Below are 20,635 nucleotides of genomic sequence, written 5' to 3'. Positions count from 1 at the left end.
CCCCGGACATGCCTCGGCCGCGGCAGCTTCCCCTCCGAGCCGCCGCGGCCGATCCCCGTGGGATGAGGCCTACTTGTCGTCCAGGTCCAGAGCGGCGGGCCCGGCCGGCATGGAGTTGTTGAGCGTCGTGATCGTCTCGCCCTTGACCTTGGCCGGCTCGCTCGGCATGGAGTTGTTCAGCGTGGTGATCGTCTCCTCCGCAACGGGCTCGCTGGGCATGGAGTTGTTGTCCGGAGAGACGGTCTCGTCCTTCTTCTGGTCGCTCATGGGCTCGTGTTCCTCTTTTTCGGTGATGAGTGAGGAACGCCCGCCCGGTAACTCCCCCGAGTATTGCCGGACGGGCGTCCGGAGCCGCAGGCTAACCGGCCGGGCTCCGCGTCGAACTGCCTGCCCCCCGTGGCGACGGTCCGACTGGGTATGAGTCTGTAGGGCGGAGATAAACGAACGCTGAACGCCCGAAATCCCCAGCTGGGGAGCCCGCCTGCTAAGCCGCCGCGGCCGACGTGAGCAGGACGCGCACCTCCTCGGCCTCCGGCGAGCCGTTCTGCTCGTAGAGGTTGAGCGCCTCACGCCAGCATGCGCGCGCCCGGTCCGCCTGACCGAGTGCCGCCAGCGAACGCCCCAGCAGCGTCAGGACGTTGCCCTGCATCCGGTCACCGCCGATGCAGCCCAGCGCGAGAGCCTGTTCGGCATGCTGGGCGGCCTGCGCCGGGCGGCGGTCGGCCGCGTGCACCTCGGCGATACGGAAGTGGGTGACGCCCTCCCACAGCCGCTGCCGATGGTCGTTGAAGAGGCCGAGCGCGTCGGAGAACTGGCTCAGCGCCTCGGTGGAACGGCCCGCCCGGGTCAGCGCGACACCCAGCTGGAAGTGGCCGTTGGCCAGGCGCACGGTCCGGCCGACCGCGGTGTGCACGGCGAGACCGCGCTGCGCGATCTCCACGGCCTTCGCGATGTTGCCCATACCGAGGTGGGCACGGGACAGATTGCCGAGGACGGTCGCCTCGAACAGCCGGTTCCCCGCCGCCCGCAGACCTTCGAGGGCCTGGTCGAAGAAGACCTTGCCGTCGGCGAACCGGCTCTCGTGCAGGCAGATGAGCCCTCGGTTGTTGGCGACCCAGCTGACGGCGATGGAGTCCTGCGCGCGCGCCGCGAGCTCCATGGCGACACGCGCCTCCTGCTCCGACTGCTGGACCCGGCCGGATACCAGCAGCACATCACTGAGCACCGTGCGGGCCCTGCCCTCCGCCCGTTCGTGGCCCGCGACCCGGGTGGCCTCACAGGTGGCCCTCGCCGTCATCTCGTACTGATGCGAGTTGGCGCCCGACTCGGTCAGGTCCTTCGCCGCCCAGAGCAGATCGACGGCCCGCCGCAGCCGCTCCGTCCCCGCCGCCTGCCGTACGCAGGCCAGCAGTTGCCCGGCCTCCGTGTACAGCCAGTCGAGGGCCGCCGCCGCCTCGGTGAAGCGCAGCCCCGGATAGCGGGTGGGCTCCAGGTGGTCGGTGAGCCGGTCCTCGCCGTGCTCGATCGCGTACACCTGCGCGGTCGTCGCCAGATAGAAGTCCAGCAACCGCGACAACGCCTCGTCCCTCTCGCCGGGCGGCTGCTCGTCCCGCTCCGCGCACGCACGCGCGTAGAGCCGGACCAGATCGTGGTACCGATAGCGCCCGGGCGCCGCCGACTCCAGCAGCGAGGTGTCGACGAGGGACTCCAGCAGTTCCTCGGTGTCCTCCGGCGGCAGATCCAGTACGGCCGCGGCGGCCGCGAGCGAGATGTCCGGCCCGTCCGCCAGCCCCAGCAGCCGGAACGCCCGGGCCTGGGCCGGCTCCATGGCGCCGTACCCCAGCTCGAAGGTCGCCTTCACCGCGAGGTCGCCGGCCTGGAGCTCGTCCAGCCGGCGCCGCTCGTCGGCGAGCTTGGCGGCGAGCACGGACACCGTCCAGGTGCGGCGGGCCGCCAGCCGGGACGCGGCGATGCGGATGGCCAGCGGCAGGAAGCCGCACGCGGCGACCACGTCCAGCGCGGCCTCCCGCTCGGACGCGACCCGTTCCTCACCCACGATCTTCGTGAAGAGGGACAGCGCCTCGTCCGGGGACATCACGTCCAGGTCGACCAGATGCGCCCCGGCGAGATCCACCATCCGCACCCGGGACGTCACCAGCGCCGCGCAGCCCTCCATGCCCGGCAGCAGCGGGCGTACCTGGGCGGCGTCGCGGGCGTTGTCCAGCAGGACCAGGATCCGGCGGCCGTCCAGGAGCGAGCGGTACAGTGCGGCCCGCTCCTCCAGCGAGTCCGGGATCGCCGAGTCCGCGGTGCCCAGCGCGCGCAGGAAGGAGCCCAGGACCGTCTCCGGTTCCGCCGGCCGCGGGCCGGCGCCCTGCAGGTCGACGTAGAGCTGCCCGTCGGGGAAGGCCGACCGCGCCTGGTGGGCCACGTGCACCGCCAGCGTCGTCTTGCCCACCCCGCCGATGCCGGCCAGCGCGGACACCGCCATCACCCGGCCCTCGGCGGCGGAGGCCGCCGCCAGGACTTCGCTCAGCTCACGTACGAAGGCGGAGCGCCCCGTGAAGTCGGGGACGCTCGCCGGAAGTTGCGCCGGGCGCACCGGGACCACCGTCGGCTCCGCGGCCGGTGCCGACGGTTCCGCGAGGCCGGGGTCCGCCTGCAGGATCCGCTGCTGGAGCTCCTTGAGGCCCGGGCGCGGGTCCACGCCCAGCTCGTCCGCCAGCAGGCGCCGCGTGTCCGCGTACACCGCCAGCGCCTCCGCTTGCCGCCCGCTGCGGTACAGCGCGAGCATCAGCAGCTCCCGCAGCCGCTCGCGCAGCGGGTGTTCCGCGGTCAGCGCCGTCAGCTCCGAGACCGCCTCGGCGTGGCAGCCCTGCTCCAGGTCCATGTCGAGGCGGGACTCCAGCAGTTGGAGCCGCCACTCCTCCAGCCGGACCCGCTGAGCCTCCGCGTACGGCCCCGGGATCCCCGCCAGTGCCTCGCCGTCCCACAGCGCCAGCGCCCGCCCGAGCACCTCCCGGGCATGGCACAGATCCCCGGCGCCGCGCGCCTTCTCCGCCTCCGTCGCCAGCTCCTGCGCCACCGCCAGGTCCAGCGTGCCCTCGGCCAGGCCCCGCACCGCGTAGCCGCCCGACTCGCTCACCAGGACCTGGGGGTCGAGCACCTTCCGCAGCCGGGAGGCGTACGTCCGGACCGCCGCCAGCGCCTGCGAGGGCGGCTCCTCGCCCCACAGGGCGTCGATCAGCTCCGCCGCGGTCGCCGTACGGCCCTCGCGCAGCAGCAGGGCCGCGAGCAGGGCGCGTTGCTGGGGGGAGCCGGTGGAGAGCCGCTCGTCCCCGCGCCACGCGCGTACCGGACCGAGCACGCTGAAGCGCAGCGCCGCCGCAGGCTCCGCCGCATCTGTCGAGGAGCCGGGACGCCTCTGCTCCGGCACTCGCGGTACCCCGTCCATCGCAGTCCCCCTAGGACCCGTTTACATCCACGCCAGTTTGCCTTGTTCCGGCTGATGCGTCAGCTGTGGAAGGGCTGATCACAGGTAGACGCGCGGGATATCACAAGGCCCTCACGCGGTCTCCGCATGACGGTGCCCCTCCCGCGTAGCTGACGGACCGTCAGATCGGCGCTACCGTGAGCGCCATGGACACCGAGACGACGTTTCCCCTGATCATCTCCGTCGACGACCACACGGTGGAGCCGCCGACCGTCTGGCAGGACCGGCTCCCGAAGAAGTACCAGGACGTCGGTCCGCGCATAGTCCGGGCGCCACTGAAGGAAATGACCTTCCTGGGCGGGCGGTTCAAGCCGGTCATGGGCCGGCCGGGCGACGACGGTCCGATCGGCGACTGGTGGGTGTACGAGGACCTGCACCGGCCGATCACCCGCCTCGACACCGCCGTCGGCTACAGCAGGGACGAGATCAAGCTGGAGGTCATCACCTACGAGCAGATGCGCCCCGGTTCGTACGACGTCCCCGCCCGGCTCGCCGACATGGACGTCAACCACGTCCAGTCCGCCCTCTGCTTCCCGACCTTCCCCCGCTTCTGCGGCCAGACCTTCACCGAGGCCCAGGATCACGAGCTGGGGCTGCTGTGCGTGCAGGCCTACAACGACTGGATGGTGGAGGAGTGGTGCGGCCCGGACGCGCGGGGCCGGCTCATCCCGCTCACCCTCATCCCGCTCTGGGACGCCGAGCTGGCCGCCGCCGAGGTCCGCCGCAACGCGGCACGGGGCGTGCGCGCCGTCGCCTTCTCCGAGATACCCCCGCACCTCGGGCTCCCCTCCGTGCACACCGACGCCTGGGACCCCTTCCTCGCCGCCTGCGACGAGACCGGCACGGTGGTCGCCATGCACATCGGCTCCTCCAGCCGGATGCCCTCCACCTCCGCCGACGCGCCGCCCGCCGTCGGCTCCACCATCACCTTCGCCAACTGCTGCTTCTCGATGGTCGACTGGCTGATGAGCGGCAAGTTCGAGCGCTTCCCGAACCTCAAGGTCATGTACGCGGAGGGCCAGATCGGCTGGATCCCGTACATCCTGGAGCGCGCCGACGTCGTGTGGGAGGAGAACCGCGGCTGGGGCGGGGTCGCTGAGAAGGTGCACCGGCCGCCGTCCGAGCTGTTCGCCGACCACGTGTACGGCTGCTTCTTCGACGACGCCTTCGGGCTCAGGAACCTGGACGCGATCGGGGTCGGGAACGTCCTGTACGAGACCGACTACCCCCACTCCGACTCGACCTGGCCGAAGTCCCGCGAGGTCGGCGAGGCGCAGATGGGGCACCTGGACGCGGAGGTCGTCGAGCGGATCGTGCGCGGCAACGCCATCGAGCTGCTGGGGCTGACGCGGGAGGGGCTGTGGTCCGGGCGGTAGGCAATCAAAACGTAATCAAGGACTTCTGAACGGAACCCCGACCCCAGAGGCACCGTCTTCCCGGCCGAGGTGCGAAGCATCTCGTAAGTGAGAAATCGGCACATACCACACTTCGGTCGGGGCAGACATGGCTCTTCAGCGCGCGCAGGTCACCGTCGTCGTCATCGGCTACGACGACGCCGCCCATGTGGCGGACGCGGTGCGCTCGGCGCTGGCGCAGGGGCCGGCCGTCCGCGAGGTGATCGCCGTCGACGACTGCTCGACGGACGGCAGCGGGGAGCTGCTGGAACGCCTGGCCGCCGAGGAACCGCGCCTGAAGGTGATCCGCCGCCCGACCAACAGCGGCGGCTGCGGCACCCCCCGCAACGACGGACTGAACGCCGCCACCTCGCCGTATGTGATGTTCCTGGACAGTGACGACCTGTTGCCGCTGGGCGCCGTCGACGCGCTGCTGGGCGCCGCCCTGGACGACGACGCCCCGGTCGCGGCCGGGCTGTGCCTGCGCAAGGAGCTGCCGTCCGGGCGCGAGACCCCCTGGCAGCCCAAGGTGTACACCAGGCGCACCCTGGTCACCCACCCCGCGCGGCGGGTGCGCCTGGTCCACGACACGCTCTGCGTCAACAAGCTCTACCGCACCGCGTTCCTGCGCGAGCGGGCGATCCGCTTCCCCGAGGGGGCCTTCCCGTACGAGGACTTCGTGTTCACCGCACGGGTGCTGGCCGCCGGGCCCCGCGTCGCGATCGTCCCGGAGCCGGTGTACGTCTGGCACGTGCGCCGGTCGGCGGACCGGCTGTCCATCTCCCTCGATCGGTCGGGCATCTCCAACTGGCGGGCCCGGATCGAGGCCGAGCAGCTGTCGTACGACATCCTGTCCGGCTCCGGGGAGAAGCGGCTGGCGCGGGCCGCCAGGGCGCGCTTCCTCGACCACTCGCTGCGCATGTACGCGCGCGAGCTGGGACAGCGCGACGCGGAGTACCGGCGCGAGTGGTGGACCCTCACGCGCGCGTACCTGGCCTCCTTCGACGAGGGCGACTTCGCGGCGTCGCCCTCGCCCGGCAGCGTCGTCGCCCGGGTGGTGCTGGCCGCCGAGGAGCCGCGCGACGTGGGCCGGCTCAGGGAGATCGCGGCCCGCCCGGCCCGGCTGAACCCGCCGTACGCGCGCGCCGACGACGGCTGCCCGGTCTGGTCGGCGGACCTTCCCCAGGTGGAGCTGGACCACCTCCTGGTCCGCCCGGTGCACCTGCTGCCCGCCGCCGTCGACGCCGAACTGCGGCCCCGTGTACGCGGGACGGCGCTCCGGCTGCGCCTGCACGAGCTGTACGGGCGGATGGCGGACGCGGGGCCGCAGAGCGTTCAGGCGCAGTTCGCGGAGCGGGAGAGCGGGCGGGTGGGATTCGCCGGTACGGCGCCCCTCGCGGCCGACTCGGTCTCCGACACCTGGTCGGCCGAGTTCCCCCTGGACCTGGCGGCGCTCGGCCGCGGCACCTGGGACCTGCGGCTGCGGCTGTGCTTCAAGGACGGCACGCACCGGGAGACCACCGCCCACGCGGTCGCGGGCGCCGGGCTGCTGCGCCGGAGCGCACTGCCGAGCGCGCGCCACGGTGTGCTGCTGGTGCAGCCGTACGCCACCCACTCGGGGGCGCTCGCGGTGCGGCTCGCGCCCGGCTGGCGTGGCCTGGCCGACGTCGTGAACCGCCGCGTCAAGCGCCTCTTCCGCTGACTGCGCGACCCCCCTCGCACGCACCCGCGACATCACCTACCCGGGAAGGAACAGTTCGTCCATGACTTGGCTGATCACCGGCGGCGCCGGCTACATCGGGGCGCATGTCGTGCGCGCGATGCTCGACGCGGGCGAACGAACCGTCGTCTACGACGACCTGTCCACGGGCGTCGCCGAGCGCGTGCCCGAGGACGTGCCGTTGGTCGTCGGCTCCACGCTGGACGGTGAGCGGCTCGGACGCGTCATCCGGGACCAGGGGATCACCGGCGTCGTCCACCTCGCGGCGAAGAAGCAGGTCGGCGAGTCCGTCGAACTGCCGCTGCACTACTACCGGGAGAACGTCGAGGGCCTGCGCACCCTGCTGTCCGCGGTCACGGACGCCGGGGTCGCGTCGTTCGTCTTCTCCTCGTCGGCCGCCGTCTACGGCATGCCGGACGCCGCGCGAGATGACGCCCTGGTGACGGAGGAGACGCCGTGCGCGCCGATGTCGCCGTACGGCGAGACGAAGCTGGCCGGCGAGTGGCTGGTCCGGGCCACGGGCCGGGCCACCGGTCTGTCGACGGCCTCGCTGCGCTACTTCAACGTGGCCGGCGCGGCCACCCCCGAACTGGCCGACACCGGCGTCTTCAACCTCGTCCCCATGGTCTTCGAGAAGCTCACCGAGGGCGCCCCGCCGCGCATCTTCGGCGCCGACCACCCGACCCCCGACGGCACCTGCGTCCGCGACTACATCCACGTCGTCGACCTGGCCGAGGCCCATGTGGCGACCGCGCGGCGCCTGCGCGAGGCGCCGGGCACGGACCTCACGCTCAACATCGGGCGCGGTGAGGGCGTCTCGGTGCGCGAGATGATCGACCGGATCACCGCGCTCACCGGCCACGCCCTGGCCCCCGTGGTCGTGGACCGGCGGCCGGGCGACCCCGCCCGGGTCGTCGCCTCGGCCGACCGCAGCATGGCGGAGCTGGGCTGGAAGGCGCGGTACGGGGTGGACGACATGATCTCGTCGGCTTGGGCGGGCTGGAACTGAGCCGTCCTGCGCGGTCGCACCCCGAGGGCTCTACAGCAGGACCCCCACCTCCGCCCCGAACGCCCCGATCTGGTCGGTGAGTTCAGTGCGGCTCCGGCTCCGGAACCGCACCTGGATCTGGTCCACCCCCATCGCGCGGTAGGCGCGGAGGGACTCGGCGAGGGCGTCCGGCGGCCCGGTGAGCGTCCGGCGGCCGACGTCCCAGGTGGGCGTGCCGACGTACAGGGGCTCGACGATGGCGCCCATGACGTACGGCCCCTCGATGCCGGCCTCCTGCCTGAGCCGCCGGATCCGGGCGATCTGCGCGGGCAGCCGGTCCCGGGGATCGCCCTGCGGCAGCCACCCGTCCGCCTTGAGCGCGGCCCTGCGCACGGCGGCCGGCGACGACCCGCCGACCCAGACCGGGACACGGTCCTGAGCGGGCCGCGGGCGTTGGCCGAGCCCCTCGAAGTCGTAGAGCTTGCCGTGGTGTTCGGGGAACTCGTCCGACCCGAGGGCGGCCCGCAGGGCGTCGATCGACTCGTCAAGGACGAACCCGCGCCGCTCGAAGTCGACCCCCAGCGCCTCGAACTCCTCCCGCACATGACCGGCCCCGACCCCGAGGATCAGCCGGCCGCCGCTGAGGTGGTCGAGGGTGGCGTACTGCTTGGCACCGAGCAGCGGATGCCGCAGCCCCGTCACGGCGACGTGCGTGAGCAGCCGTACACGTTCGGTGGCCGCCGCCAGGAAGGCCAGCGTGGCGACCGGGTCGTACCAGACCGTGCTCATCGCGGACGCCAGGCGGCGCGGGATGCCGACGTGGTCGCAGCTCGCGAGGTAGGCGAAGCCTGCGCGGTCGGCGGCGCGGGCGACGGCGAGGAGGTCCTCGGGGCCGGCCGCGGCCTCCCAGGGTTCGGCGTAGATCGTGCTCTGCGACTGGACGGGGAGTTGGATGCCATACGACAGGGCCGGCATGGTGCCCCCTTCGTTCGCGGTCGAGGTCCGGCAGGTGGACTGACGCGGACTACATCGTCGTAGCTGACGGTCCGTCAGGCAACCCGGGCGTCGCCATTGACATCTTCTGAAGTGACCCTCAAGCGGATCATCGCGCTCACAGGGTGGAAACAGGGATGAATGGGGTGAAGGTGGACGCGGATCAGCGACCCTCCATATCCGACGTCGCCGTGCCCGACGTCGCCATGTCCGTCGTCGTGATCGTCTACAACGACGAGGCCAGGCTGCCCACGGCCGTACGCTCCGTGCTGGAGCAGACGCTGCGCGGTGTCGAGGTCGTGATCGTCGACGATCACAGCACGGACGGCTCGTACGAGGTGGCCCGCCGTCTCGCCGCGGAGCACCCCGACCGGGTACGGGCGTACCGGCTCCCCGAGAACAGCGGCGGCTGCGGCGCACCCCGCAACCACGGCATCCTGAAGACCCGCGGCGACTACGTCCTCTTCCTCGACAGCGACGACGTCCTGGAGCGCGACGCCTGCCGCAACTTCCTGGACGCGGCCGAGACCACCGGCGCCGACCTCGTCTCCGGCCTCTGTGTCCGCGTCCACGTCGACTCGCGCCACCGCAAGGAGGTCAGGTGGTACCCGTGGCTGTACGCCCGCACCCGCACCCTCGACTCCATCGCCGAGCTGCCTGACCTGCTGGTCTACGACACCCTGTCGACCAACAAGTGCTACCGCCGGGAGTTCCTGGTCGACAGCGGCCTGGACTTCCCCGTCGGCATCCACTACGAGGACCTGCTCTTCTCCGCCCGGGCGTACACGGCGGCCCGCCGCATCACGCTCATACCGAACCGGGTCTACGACTGGAACGTGGTCGAGAAGGCCGGCACCAAGTCGATCAGCAACCGGCGGGCCGAGATCGCCAACTTCGCGCACCGCATGGAGATGCACCGCCGGGTCGACCGGCTGCTCGCCGACAACGGCCTGCCCGAGCTGAAGTTCCGCAAGGACGTCAAGTTCCTCAAGCACGACCTGGTGCTGCACCTGCGCGACCTGCCCATGCGGGACGCCGTCTACCGCCAGGAGTTCGCCGCCCTCGCCCGCACCTACCTGGCCTCCATCGACCCGGCCGCCTACGACGAGGTCGAGCCGATCCACGCGATCTGCGCGTATCTGCTGCGGATGAGCGACTGGGACAACCTGCTGCCCGCCGTGGACACGCTCACCAACCGCGACAAGGTCTCCGCCCCGCTCGCCGAGCGCGACGGGCGCGTCTACTGGTGCGCCGAGCACATCGACGAGGACCCCTTCGCCCGCCGGGTCCTGGACGTCACCGCGCTCGGCTACCACGCCCGGCCGGTCGGCAAGCTGTTCCTGCGCAACGAACTGACCGAGTACCGGCACGAGGCGGGCAGCGGTGCCGTCCGGCTCGCGGGCCGCGTCACCAACCCCCTCGGTGTCGTCCCGCCCGGCGCCCGGCTGACCGCCGAGCTGGAGTTCTACGCCCGCCGGCAGGGCGTACGCCTCCAGACCTTCCGCTTCCCGGTGGGGACCGTCCGGCACGAGGGCGCACACGTGTCCTGGGAGGCCTCGGCGGACCTGACGAAGGGCCTGCGCCCGCTCGGCATCGTGGACGCCGTCTGGGACGTACGCCTCCACCTGGACGTCGACGGCGAGCGCACGACGACGCGCCTCACCGCAGCCCGGTCCGGTCTGGCCTCCGGCGAGGTGCCGGTGCGCCCCCGCCTCACCCGGCTCGTCGCCGACCGGATCGAGCCGCAGGTGTCCGCGCGAGGCCACCTCGCCTTCCGCCTGGTCCCCGACAAGAAGGCGAACGCCGTCGTCACCCGTGGCCTGCAGGGCGCCCCCGGCCGCCTGGCCAAGACCGGCTACCGCAAGGCGAAGGCGCTGCGCAAGAAGGCCACCTCCGGAGACACCAAGCTCCGCCTCTATCACGACCTGTTCCTGCGCATGCCGGTGCACAAGCGCCTGGTGGTCTTCGAGAGCCATCTGGGCCGGCAGTACAGCGACAGCCCTCGGGCGATCTACGAGGAGATGCGCCGCCAGGGGCTCGACTTCGAGGCGGTGTGGTCGTACACGGGCAGCCCGAAGGGCTTCCCCGCCGATGCCACGCCGGTGCGCCGCTGGTCGCTGCCCTACCTCAGGGCGCTGGCCCGCGCCGAGTACTGGATCGACAACCAGAGCTACCCGCTGAAGCTGACCAAGCGCCCGGGGACGACGTACATCCAGACCTGGCACGGCTCCGCGCTCAAGCGGATGGGCTTCGACGAACCCGGCTGGAAGCTCAAGTCCCGGCCCGAGCAGGCGGAGCAGCAGCGCTCCCTGGACCGCTTCGACCACTTCCTGGTCCGCTCCGAGCACGACGTCCGCACCCTCGCCCGCGCCTTCCGGCTCCGGGAGAAGGCGCTGCTACGGGTGGGCTACCCGCGCAACGACGAACTCGTGCGGGCCCGCGAATCGGCTGAACGCCCGCCGCTGGCAGCCGAGTTGGGCATCCCGGCCGACAAGAAGGTGCTGCTGTACGCGCCCACCTTCCGGCAGCACGGCGGGCGGCGCTTCGAGCTGCCCTTCGACGTGGAGCGCTTCGCGGAGGAGTTCGGCGACCGGTACGTCCTCCTCGTCCGCGCGCACTACCTCAACCACGTCGTCCTCCCGCCGTCCGTACGAGGCCGCGTCATCGACGTGTCGGACCACCACGACGTGACCCCCCTCCTCGCCGTCGCCGACGCACTGATCACGGACTACTCGTCGGTGATGTTCGACTACGCCCTGCTGGACCGGCCGATGCTCTTCTTCCCGTACGACTACGAGGAGTACGTGCACACGGGCCGCGGCACCTACTTCGACCTGCTGGAACGGGCACCGGGCCCGGTCGTCCGCACGGAGGACGAGCTGACCTCCGTACTGCGGGAGTCGTCGCTGGCGGAGCAGACGGTCAAGTACGCGGCGGAGCGGGAGCGGTTCGTGGCCGACTTCGGCGAGTACGACAAGGGCACGGCCGCGCGGGACATCGTCGAGGAGTTCTTCGCCGAGTGGAGGAAGGCATGACGGGGCGGGACATCTTCCTGGTCTCCAACAGCGTGGACGAACTGGGCGGGGTGACCAGCTGGTCGCATCAGATGGCCCGGCTCTTCACCGAGCGCGGCCACCGCGTGCACGTCATCGGCATCACCACCCCCGACGACCCGCACGACCTCGGCGAGCTCCCCTACCCCACCACCCGGCTGTACGACGGCCAGCCCCCGAGCCCCGGCCGGGCACGGGACGCGAGCATGCGGGAGCGGGCCACCGTGCTGACGGGCCTGTTCCGCGCCGCCCGCCCCGGTGCGGTCGTCATCGTCACCCAGGTGTGGGCGATGGAGTGGGTGAAGCTCGCCGACACGACCGGTCTGACCGTCATCGGGATGAGCCACGAGTCCTTCGAGGCCTCGAAACGGTCCTCGCGCTTCCAGCGGGTCCTGCGGCACTACCGGGACGTCGACCGCATGCTCGTCCTCACCCGCGAGGACGCCGACCTGTGGATCGGCGCGGGCCTCAACAACGCCTCGTTCCTGCCGAACGCCGTGCCCTGGCTGCCGGACGAGCCCTCGCCGCGCACCGCGAAGGCCGTCGTCAGCATCGGCCGGCTCAGCGACGAGAAGGGCGTCGACATGCTCCTCGACACCTGGTCCGAGGTCGCCCCCCGGCACCCCGACTGGGTCCTGAAGGTCTACGGCTCCGGGGAGGACGAGGAGATCCTGCGCAAGCAGTGCACCGCTCTCGGCCTCGACGACTCGGTGGCGTGGCTGGGCCGTACCGGCGATGTGCCGGGCGCATTGCGGGGCGGCTCGGTGTTCGCGCTGTCCTCCCGGAGCGAGGGCTTCCCCCTCGCGCTCATGGAGGCCATGGCCATGGGCGTCCCCTGCGCCGCCTTCGACTGCGCTCCCGGCGTCCACGAGATCGTCCACGACGGAGAGGACGGCCTCCTCGCCGCCCCCGGCAACACCGGCGAACTCGCCCGCAAACTGGACCTGCTGATGTCGGACGCGGGGCTGCGGGACCGGATGGGGGAGGCGGCGCGGGAGAACATCCGGCGGTACGGGGCGCAGGAGATCGCCGAGAGGTGGGAAGCGCTGTTCGGCTTCCTGGAGAGGTAGGCGGCACATCACCTCCGTTGTGCGGAACTCCGGAGCTTGAACTTTGAACATGTCCACGCCGGTTCGCGTATGTACGAACGTACGGACGTCATGGCTCCGGCGGAAGGACACGTGAAGTGCGATCCTCCCAGCGACTCTCCGTCGCCCTCGCCTGCTCCGGCACCGAGTGGCCGCACGACTGGCCGGCCCGCGACGATCCGTACGTGGGCCGCGTCGTGCGGCTGGACCCGCCCTTCCGGGTGCCCGAGGGCACGGATGCCGTCGTCCTGTGCTGCGACGACCCGGTGGACGCCCTCGCCGGTCTGTCGGCCGCCGACGTCCCCGTGATCGTGATCAGCCCTCGCAGGGACACCGAGACCATCGTCGAGGTGTTCCGCGGCGGGGCCGGCTATCTCGTCGAGGGCGACTACTGCACCTGCATGCTGTCCTCGGCCGTCGTGGGCGCCGGCGTCGGGCACACCTACCTCTCCCCGGCGGCCTGCGCCGCCCTGCGGGAAGGCGCCCTGCGGGGGCAGGCCGGCGGTGAGGTGATGGAGCGACTGCGGGCGCCGCTGTCACCGCGCGAGCGGCAGATCATGGAGCTGCTGTCGACCGGCCTGGGCGCGCAGGAGATCGGGCTGCGATTACGCCTGAGCGAGAAGACCGTCCGCAACAACCTCAGCAACATCTACGCCAAGCTGGACGCACGCGGAAGGACGGACGCGGTCCTGCGATGGCTGGGAGCCGCGCCCGCGCTTCGCACCTGAGAACAGTGATCTCCGTGACTACGGTGCCGGAATCTCCGACAGCGGGACTTCCACGTCGGTGACGTTCTCGCCGCCCTCACCGAATGCCGGTTCCGACCTGAGGGCCCGCGTGGAATTCCGCAGTCCCGCGGCCTCCGGGGTCCCGCACTTCACATTGCGCAGCCACAGACGCCCGTCGGGGGTGCCGTTGTTCAGGATCTGCGGATAGAAGACGTGCACGCTCGCGGCGCCCTCGCTCGGCGAGAAGAACACCTTCTGGCCGTCCTGGGCCTCCTTGTACGTGGCCTTCAAAAAGCCGCTCACGTCGGTGCGCTTCGCGGACCACATGAAGAAGCCGATGCTGTCCGCCTGTACGGTGTCCGTCCTGCTGAACGCCAGAGTGGTCGTCTTGTCGTCACGCGTGATGTTGATCTCCGAGGTGCTGAACTTCACGCCGATCTCGAAGAAGGAATTGCCGAGCTTGGTGTCGGCCCCCGCGGTGAAACCGTCCTCCAGCTGGATGGTCCGGGTGACGGACGCGCTCACATTGAAGGTCTTCGAGGCGGTACTCGTCGATCCGCAGTTGTCGGTCACCGCGGAGACCCGCTGATTGGGCCCGAGGTTGTTCCGCTTGAACTGGACGTCGACGAACTCGCAGTTCTCCAGCTTGTCGGAGTCCGCCGAGCAGTCGGCGGTCACTTCGGAAGGGGTGGCGGCACCCGCCGGGTTCATCAGCGGAACGGCCACCGCGACGGCCGCCAGCGGGGCCAGGGCGAGGGTGAGGCGCTTCTTCTTGCTCCGGTGGCTTCTCTTGCGGCCGGCGCGTGTCATGGGGTTCTCCTGTGGGGGAAAGAGGGGCGGTGCTCGGTCAGCAGTCGGTCAGCAGCCGACCAGCAGTCGATCAGCAGTCGGTCAGTACGGCCTTGGAGGTGCCGTCCACGACACCCGGAGCACCCGCGGCGCCCGGCAGGACGACCGGGCCCTCGACGACCTCCGGTGCCACGAAGTTCTGCTCGGGCGAGGGGTTCGTGGCGAAGCCGCCGGGGTCGGCGTCGATGCGTACGCGCCATTCGCCGGTCATGCGCTGCAGCTTCGGTGTGAACTCCATGTGGAGCACCTTGCCGACCGGCACTTCACGCTGCTCCGTGTCACCGGCGGTCGCCGACTTCACGGTCATGTCGAGGGTGCCCTTGTGCTTGAGCCAGGATCCGCTCAGGGCACCGAAGAGACCTCCGCCGCCGCCCTGTTGAGTGACGGTGTACTTGCCCTGTCCCTGCGCGGCAGTCGCCGACCAGGTGATCGACACCTTCGCCGGTTCGGTGGCGTTCGGTTCGCAGTTCGGGAAGTCGATGGAGGCCTTTTCGGCCGGCCCGTCGAAGGTCTCGAACTTCGTCTCGACGAAATCGCAGTTGTCGGACCCGAAACTCGGGCCGGCGATCGGGTGGCCGCCGAAATCGAAAATGGACTGCTGCTTTCCGTTGAGCACCTCGGCCCGCTGGCAGAGCGACATGATCTGCTCGGGCGTCTTCTCCTCGGCGGCGTTCGCCGACGGCAGCAGTACGGTGGCGACGGCTCCGCCGGTCACGATCGCCGACCCGACAGCGACGATCCTGATCTTCCTGTTCCTCAGTCTTCTCTTGGCCATGAGCAGGATTTTGGATTCCCTTGACCGGCCCCGACAGGGTCAAACATCCCTACTTGTGAGTCACGTGAGATTCGCCTCAGCAACGGCCAGGGCTTGCAGGACGGGCATCTGACGCATCGTCAGGTATGGCGCTACGATGCGGAGTTCACCGTGTCCACCGTGCGAAGGGGACCGTAATGGGCAAGCTCGACGGACAGGTCGTCATCATCACCGGGGCGGCGCGCGGACAGGGGGAGCAGGAAGCGCGCCTCTTCGCCGCCGAGGGTGCGAAGGTCGTCGTGGCCGACGTACTCGACGAACAGGGACGGGCGCTCGCCGAGGAGATCGGCGCGCTGTACGTCCATCTCGACGTGGGCGAGGAGGCGGACTGGCGGGCCGGCGTGGCCGCCGCGCGGCAGGCGTACGGCCGCGTCGACGGGCTCGTCAACAACGCCGGCATCCTGCGCTTCAACTCCCTCGTCGACACGCCCCTCGACGAGTTCATGCAGGTCGTGCGGGTCAACCAGGTCGGGTGCTTCCTCGGCATCAAGACCGTGGCGCCCGAGATGGAGGACGGTGGCACGATCGTCAACACCGCCTCCTACACGGCCGTGACGGGCATGGCGGCCGTGGGGACGTACGCCGCCACCAAGCACGCCATCCTCGGCCTCACCCGCGTCGCCGCGCTGGAGCTGGCGCCGCGCAACATCCGGGTCAACGCGATATGCCCGGGCGCGATCGACACCGCGATGTCCAACCCGGCGCAGCTGGACCCGAACGCGGACGTGGAGGGGATGAGCCGCGCCCTCGACGAGCTGTACCGCAAGCTCGTGCCGCTGGGGCGGATCGGGCGGCCCGAGGAGGTGGCGCGGCTCGCACTCTTCCTGACCTCGGACGACTCCTCGTACATCACCGGACAGCCGTTCGTGATCGACGGCGGCTGGCTGGCCGGGGTGAGCGTCATCTGACCTTCGTCCCGCCATCATCTGACGTGCGGTCAGCTATTGACGGTCCACGTGGGCGGTGCCACAGTCGGCGGCAAGTGAATCTGACGGTATGTCAGAAACAGACGTGGGGACGGTGAACCTCCTTGGAATTCGGGCTCTTTGTACAGGGATACGTGGGCAAGCGCGCCGAGACCGACCCGCTCGCCGAGCACAAGGCGCTGATGGAGGAGACCGAGTACGTCATCCAGGCGGACAAGTCCGGCTTCAAGTACGCGTGGGCCTCCGAGCACCACTTCCTGGAGGAGTACTCGCACCTCTCGGCCAACGACGTCTACCTGGGCTATCTGGCCCACGCGACCGAGCGGATCCACCTGGGGTCCGGGATCTTCAACCCCCTCGCCCAGGTCAACCACCCCGTGAAGGTCGCCGAGAAGGTCGCCATGCTCGACCATCTCACCGGCAACCGGTTCGAGTTCGGCAGCGGGCGGGGCGCCGGGTCGCACGAGATCCTCGGGTTCCTGCCCGGCATCACCGACATGAACTACACCAAGGAGATCTGGGAAGAGACCATCGCCGAGTTCCCCAAGATGTGGCTCCAGGACGAGTACGTCGGCTTCCAGGGCAAGCACTGGCAGCTGCCGCCGCGCAAGGTCCTGCCGAAGCCGTACGGGAAGTCGCATCCGGCGATGTGGTACGCGGCCGGGTCCCCGCCGTCGTACGCCATGGCGGCGAAGAAGGGGCTCGGGGTGCTCGGGTTCAGCGTGCAGAAGGTCGCCGACATGGAGTGGGTGCTGGAGCAGTACAAGACGGCGATCGTGGACGCGGAGCCGGTGGGGGACTTCGTCAACGACAACGTGATGGTGACGACGACCGCCATATGCGCGCCCACGCATGAGGAGGCCGTGCGGATCGCGGCGAGCGGGGGATTGCACTATCTGCCGTCGCTCGTGTTCCGGTACCACGACACCTTCCCGCGGCCCGAGGGCTTTCCGGTGTGGCCGGAGACGCTGCCGGAGTACACCGAGGAGTTCGTCGAGCTCCTGATCGAGGAGGAGCTGGTGATCTGCGGGGATCCGGACGAGGTGCTGCGGCAGTGCAAGCGGTGGGAGCAGGCCGGGGCCGATCAGTTGAGTTTCGGGTTGCCGGTGGGGGTGCCGAAGGAGGAGACGTTGCAGACGATTCGGATGATCGGGGAGCACGTGATTCCGAAGATCGATACGGATCCTGTTCATCGGACTTCGCGGTTCCGGAGTGCTGCTTGATCGCCGTCGGCGGCTGCGGGTTCGTGAGGGCTGGTCGCGCACACGCGGCGGAGCCGCAAATCGATACGGCCCCGCGCCCCTGAACGGCACATCCCGCACGTGAGTTGAGGAGTTGACGTCATGCTCGATCACCTCATCAAAGGGGCGACCGTCGTCGACGGGACGGGCGCTCCGGCATACATCGCCGACGTGGGGATACGCGACGGCCGTATCGCCGTCATCGGCACTTTCACCGAGGAATCCCGGACCAGCGAGGACGCCTCCGGCCTCGTCCTCGCCCCCGGCTTCGTCGACCCCCACACGCACTACGACGCCCAGCTCTTCTGGGATCCGTACGCGACCCCGTCCCTCAACCACGGGGTGACGACCGTCGCCGGCGGGAACTGCGGCTTCACGCTGGCGCCGCTCAATCCCGCCCGGCCGGAGGACGCCGACTACACGCGCCGCATGATGTCCAAGGTGGAGGGGATGTCCCTGGTCTCGCTCGAGGAGGGGGCTCCTTGGAGCTGGAACTCCTTCGGTGAGTATCTGGATGCCCTCGAGGGGCGGATCGCCGTCAACGCCGGGTTCATGGTGGGGCACTGTGCGCTGCGGCGGTACGTGATGGGGGCGGACGCGGTCGGAGGGCAGCCGAGTGAGGAGCAACTCGGCGAGATCGTATGGCTGTTGCACGACGCCATGGACGCCGGCGCCTGGGGCTTCTCCACCACCCAGTCGTCCACCCACTCCGACGGGGACGGGAAGCCGGTCGCCTCGCGGCACGCCGGCCCGGCGGAGCTGCTGGCGCTCTCGCGGGCCGTCGGGGAGCACGAGGGGACGCAGATCGAGGCGATCGTCGCCGGGTGTCTGGATCAGTTCAGCGATGCCGAGATCGAGCTGTTCGCGGAGATGAGCGCCGCTGCCGGGCGGCCGCTCAACTGGAACGTGCTGACCATCGACTCGGCGGTGCCCGAGCGGGTGCCCCGGCAGTTGCTGGCGAGTGAGCGGGCGCGCAAGGCGGGCGGGCGGGTCGTGGCGCTGACCATGCCGATCCTCACGCCGATGAACATGTCGCTGGGCACCTTCTGCGCGCTGAACCTGATTCCCGGGTGGGGACCGGTCCTGGGGCTGCCCGTGCCCGAGCGGATCGCCCGGCTGCGGGACCCGGACGTGCGGGCGGAGCTGCTGCGGCACGCCGGGTCCAAGGAGGCGGGGGTCTTCCGGCGGCTGACCAACTTCGGGCGGTACGTCATCGGCGACACCTACAGCGAGGCCAACCGCGGCCTGAGCGGGCGGGTCGTGGAGGACATCGCCGAGGAGCGCGGGCTCGAACCCTTCCAGTGCCTGGTGGAGATCTGCGCCGCCGACGATCTGCGTACGGTCCTTTGGCCCATGCCCACCGACAACGACCCCGCGTCCTGGGCGCTGCGCGCCGAGGCCTGGCAGCACGAGGACGTCATGCTGGGCGGCTCGGACGCGGGGGCGCATCTGGACCGGATGTGCGGGGCGCCGTACACGACGCGGTTCATCGGGGACTGTCTGCGCGGGCGCCGGCTCACGAGCCTGGAGCAGGCCGTCAAGATGCTGACGGACGACCCCGCGCGGCTCTTCGGGCTGCGGGAGCGGGGGCGGGTGGCGGAGGGCTTCCATGCCGACCTCGTGCTCTTCGATCCGGAGCGGATCGACGCCGGTACGGCCACCCTGGTGCACGACCTGCCGGGTGACAGTCCGCGGCTGGACTCCAAGGCGATCGGGGTGCGGGCCGTGTGGGTCAACGGGGTCGAGGCGATCCGCGACGACGTGGTGACCGGGGCCGTGCCGGGGCGGGTGCTGCGTTCGGGGCGGGACACCAGGACGGTGGCCACACGGTGAGCTTCAAGGCGGTCGATCGGCAGCGGTTGTTCGTCGGGGGCTCGTGGGTGGAGCCGGACGGCGGGTACTACGCCGTGATCGATCCGGCGTCCGAGGAGACCGTCGGATGGGCTCCGGAGGCCTCGCGGGATCAGGTGCACGCGGCCTGTGCCGCGGCCCGCGAGGCCTTCGGGCCGTGGTCGCGTACCGCGCCCGAGGAGCGGGCGGCCCTACTGGCGCGGGCGGCGGACATCATCCAGGGCCACCTCGCGCCGTACGCCGAACTGGCCCAGGCCGAGACCGGCGCGACCACGGGGACGGCCCGCGGCATGCAGGTGGGCGTCGGGGCCGCCCGGTTCCGGCGGTACGCGCGCGTGGAGCCCGCCGAGTGGGCGATCCCGCCGCAGATCAACGAGGCAGGCCCGATGGGGAAGGCTGGCGTGATGGGCGCGCTGGCCGTGCGGCAGCCCGTCGGGGTCGTCACCTGCATCACCTCGTACAACAATCCCTGGGCCAATCCGGCGGGCAAGATCGCCCCCGCGCTGGCCATGGGCAACACCGTGGTCGTGAAGCCCGCCCCGCAGGATCCACTGTCCGTCTACCGGATGGCGGAGGCGCTGGAGGCGGCGGGGGCTCCGGCGGGTGTGGTGAACGTGGTCTCCGGGCGGGCGGTGGAGGTGGGTGAGGCGGCCGTCGGCTCCCGTGACGTCGACATGGTGAGCTTCACCGGGTCCACGGCCGTCGGGCAGCGCATCGCCGAGGCGTGCGGACGGGACATGAAACGCCAGTTGATGGAGCTCGGCGGAAAGGGCGCGGCCGTCGTCCTCGACGACGCCGACCTCGCCTCGGCGGTGGCCGGGATCGGGACGACGTTCTCCTTCTACAGCGGGCAGATCTGTACGGCGCCCACGCGGGTGCTGGCCCAGCGGGGCGTGTACGACCGGCTGGTCGAGCAACTCGCGGCGTATGCACGCCGGTTGACGGTCGGGGACCCGCGCGAGGCGTCCACGATCGTCGGGCCGGTGATCTCGGCGGAGCACCGGGACCGGGTGGAGTCGTACGTGGAGGCGGGCCGCAAGGAGGGCGCGGTGGTGGTGGCCGGGGGTGAACGGCCGCCGCACGAGCGGGGTTTCTACGTCGCGCCGACTCTGCTCGCGGACTGCTCCAACGACATGCGGGTCGCCCGGGAGGAGATCTTCGGGCCGGTGGTGTCCGTCATCCCCTTCGACGAGGAGGAAGAGGGCATCGCCCTCGCCAACGACACGGACTACGGCCTGATCGACTACGTCTGGTCCGGCGACGTGGCCCGCGCCTTCCGGGTCGCGCGGCGGCTGCGGGCCGGCGGGGTGGGGGTGAACACCGTCGGGCGCAACATGGAAGCGCCGTTCGGGGGCTTCAAGAAGAGCGGGGTGGGCCGGGACGTCGGGTCGTACGCGCTGCACGCGTACAGCGAGGTGCAGGCGATCGTGTGGCCGGGGTGAGACGCGGGGAATGACCGGGCGGTGGCTGTCGGCCGGGGGAGGCGGCGGGCAGAGT

15 protein-coding genes are annotated in these 20,635 nt (G+C 70.8%); 10 read left to right on the top strand and 5 right to left on the bottom strand.

Annotated elements, in window-relative coordinates:
• Nucleotides 1-69: 69 nt before the first annotated feature.
• Both afsS and afsR read right to left on the bottom strand, forming a co-directional pair.
• Nucleotides 70-267 (bottom strand): regulatory protein AfsS, encoded by a 198-nt coding sequence (gene afsS, locus ABD932_RS05045; RefSeq protein WP_345008978.1) that lies wholly within the window; start codon nucleotides 265-267, stop codon nucleotides 70-72.
• A 217-nt stretch (nucleotides 268-484) separates the two neighbouring features.
• Complete coding sequence (gene afsR / locus ABD932_RS05040) at nucleotides 485-3,454, bottom strand: SARP-family global regulator AfsR (RefSeq protein WP_345008976.1); 2,970 nt, start codon at nucleotides 3,452-3,454, stop codon at nucleotides 485-487.
• A gap of 185 nt (nucleotides 3,455-3,639) precedes the next feature.
• Here afsR and ABD932_RS05035 point away from each other — a divergent pair, with 185 nt between their 5' ends.
• The 3 genes from ABD932_RS05035 (at nucleotide 3,640) to galE (ending at nucleotide 7,616) form a co-directional block, all read left to right on the top strand.
• The gene (locus ABD932_RS05035) at nucleotides 3,640-4,869 is read left to right on the top strand and encodes an amidohydrolase family protein (RefSeq protein WP_345008974.1); all 1,230 of its coding nucleotides are present in this window, start codon (nucleotides 3,640-3,642) and stop codon (nucleotides 4,867-4,869) included.
• 127 nt (nucleotides 4,870-4,996) lie between these two features.
• Nucleotides 4,997-6,589, top strand: a complete 1,593-nt coding sequence (locus ABD932_RS05030; RefSeq protein ID WP_345008973.1) for a glycosyltransferase — start codon at nucleotides 4,997-4,999, stop codon at nucleotides 6,587-6,589.
• Between the two features lie 61 nt (nucleotides 6,590-6,650).
• Complete coding sequence (gene galE, locus ABD932_RS05025) at nucleotides 6,651-7,616, top strand: UDP-glucose 4-epimerase GalE (protein WP_345008971.1); 966 nt, start codon at nucleotides 6,651-6,653, stop codon at nucleotides 7,614-7,616.
• Nucleotides 7,617-7,646: 30 nt separating this feature from the next.
• Here the strand turns inward: galE and ABD932_RS05020 are convergent, their stop codons facing one another.
• Nucleotides 7,647-8,570: a TIGR03619 family F420-dependent LLM class oxidoreductase gene (locus ABD932_RS05020; protein ID WP_345008969.1), complete on the bottom strand. Its 924-nt coding sequence runs from the start codon at nucleotides 8,568-8,570 to the stop codon at nucleotides 7,647-7,649.
• Nucleotides 8,571-8,725: 155 nt separating this feature from the next.
• Here ABD932_RS05020 and ABD932_RS05015 point away from each other — a divergent pair, with 155 nt between their 5' ends.
• The 3 genes from ABD932_RS05015 (at nucleotide 8,726) to ABD932_RS05005 (ending at nucleotide 13,457) form a co-directional block, all read left to right on the top strand.
• Complete coding sequence (locus ABD932_RS05015) at nucleotides 8,726-11,623, top strand: bifunctional glycosyltransferase/CDP-glycerol:glycerophosphate glycerophosphotransferase (protein ID WP_345008967.1); 2,898 nt, start codon at nucleotides 8,726-8,728, stop codon at nucleotides 11,621-11,623.
• Nucleotides 11,620-12,711 carry a glycosyltransferase gene (locus ABD932_RS05010; protein ID WP_345008965.1) on the top strand — a complete coding sequence of 364 codons (1,092 nt, stop codon included), beginning with the start codon at nucleotides 11,620-11,622 and terminating at the stop codon, nucleotides 12,709-12,711. Before ABD932_RS05015 ends, ABD932_RS05010 begins: the two co-directional genes overlap by 4 nt.
• Nucleotides 12,712-12,827: 116 nt before the next feature.
• A complete protein-coding gene (locus ABD932_RS05005) occupies nucleotides 12,828-13,457 on the top strand; it encodes a LuxR C-terminal-related transcriptional regulator (protein ID WP_345008963.1) in 630 nt (209 codons plus the stop codon).
• A gap of 18 nt (nucleotides 13,458-13,475) precedes the next feature.
• On the opposite strand, the gene ABD932_RS05000 is transcribed toward ABD932_RS05005, so the two are convergent.
• A complete protein-coding gene (locus ABD932_RS05000) occupies nucleotides 13,476-14,267 on the bottom strand; it encodes a hypothetical protein (protein WP_345008961.1) in 792 nt (263 codons plus the stop codon).
• Nucleotides 14,268-14,337: 70 nt separating this feature from the next.
• Nucleotides 14,338-15,081, bottom strand: a complete 744-nt coding sequence (locus ABD932_RS04995) for a hypothetical protein (protein WP_345008959.1) — start codon at nucleotides 15,079-15,081, stop codon at nucleotides 14,338-14,340.
• Nucleotides 15,082-15,257: 176 nt separating this feature from the next.
• Between ABD932_RS04995 and ABD932_RS04990 the strand changes: the two genes are divergently transcribed.
• From ABD932_RS04990 to ABD932_RS04975, 4 genes are all read left to right on the top strand, one after another.
• Complete coding sequence (locus ABD932_RS04990) at nucleotides 15,258-16,028, top strand: SDR family NAD(P)-dependent oxidoreductase (RefSeq protein WP_345008957.1); 771 nt, start codon at nucleotides 15,258-15,260, stop codon at nucleotides 16,026-16,028.
• 122 nt (nucleotides 16,029-16,150) lie between these two features.
• Nucleotides 16,151-17,269, top strand: coding sequence for an LLM class flavin-dependent oxidoreductase (locus tag ABD932_RS04985; protein ID WP_345008956.1), 1,119 nt, complete (start codon nucleotides 16,151-16,153; stop codon nucleotides 17,267-17,269).
• 120 nt (nucleotides 17,270-17,389) lie between these two features.
• Nucleotides 17,390-19,120 carry an N-acyl-D-amino-acid deacylase family protein gene (locus ABD932_RS04980; RefSeq protein WP_345008954.1) on the top strand — a complete coding sequence of 577 codons (1,731 nt, stop codon included), beginning with the start codon at nucleotides 17,390-17,392 and terminating at the stop codon, nucleotides 19,118-19,120.
• Nucleotides 19,117-20,580 carry an aldehyde dehydrogenase family protein gene (locus ABD932_RS04975; protein WP_345008952.1) on the top strand — a complete coding sequence of 488 codons (1,464 nt, stop codon included), beginning with the start codon at nucleotides 19,117-19,119 and terminating at the stop codon, nucleotides 20,578-20,580. The genes ABD932_RS04980 and ABD932_RS04975 overlap by 4 nt, the downstream gene beginning before the upstream one ends.
• The last annotated feature ends 55 nt before the right edge of the window (nucleotides 20,581-20,635 follow it).

The sequence above is a fragment of the Streptomyces shaanxiensis genome (assembly GCF_039537145.1).
GTDB lineage: Bacteria > Actinomycetota > Actinomycetes > Streptomycetales > Streptomycetaceae > Streptomyces > Streptomyces shaanxiensis.
The sequence above is the reverse complement of the archived record's forward strand: the minus strand, read 5'-3'. Positions and strand labels throughout refer to the sequence as shown.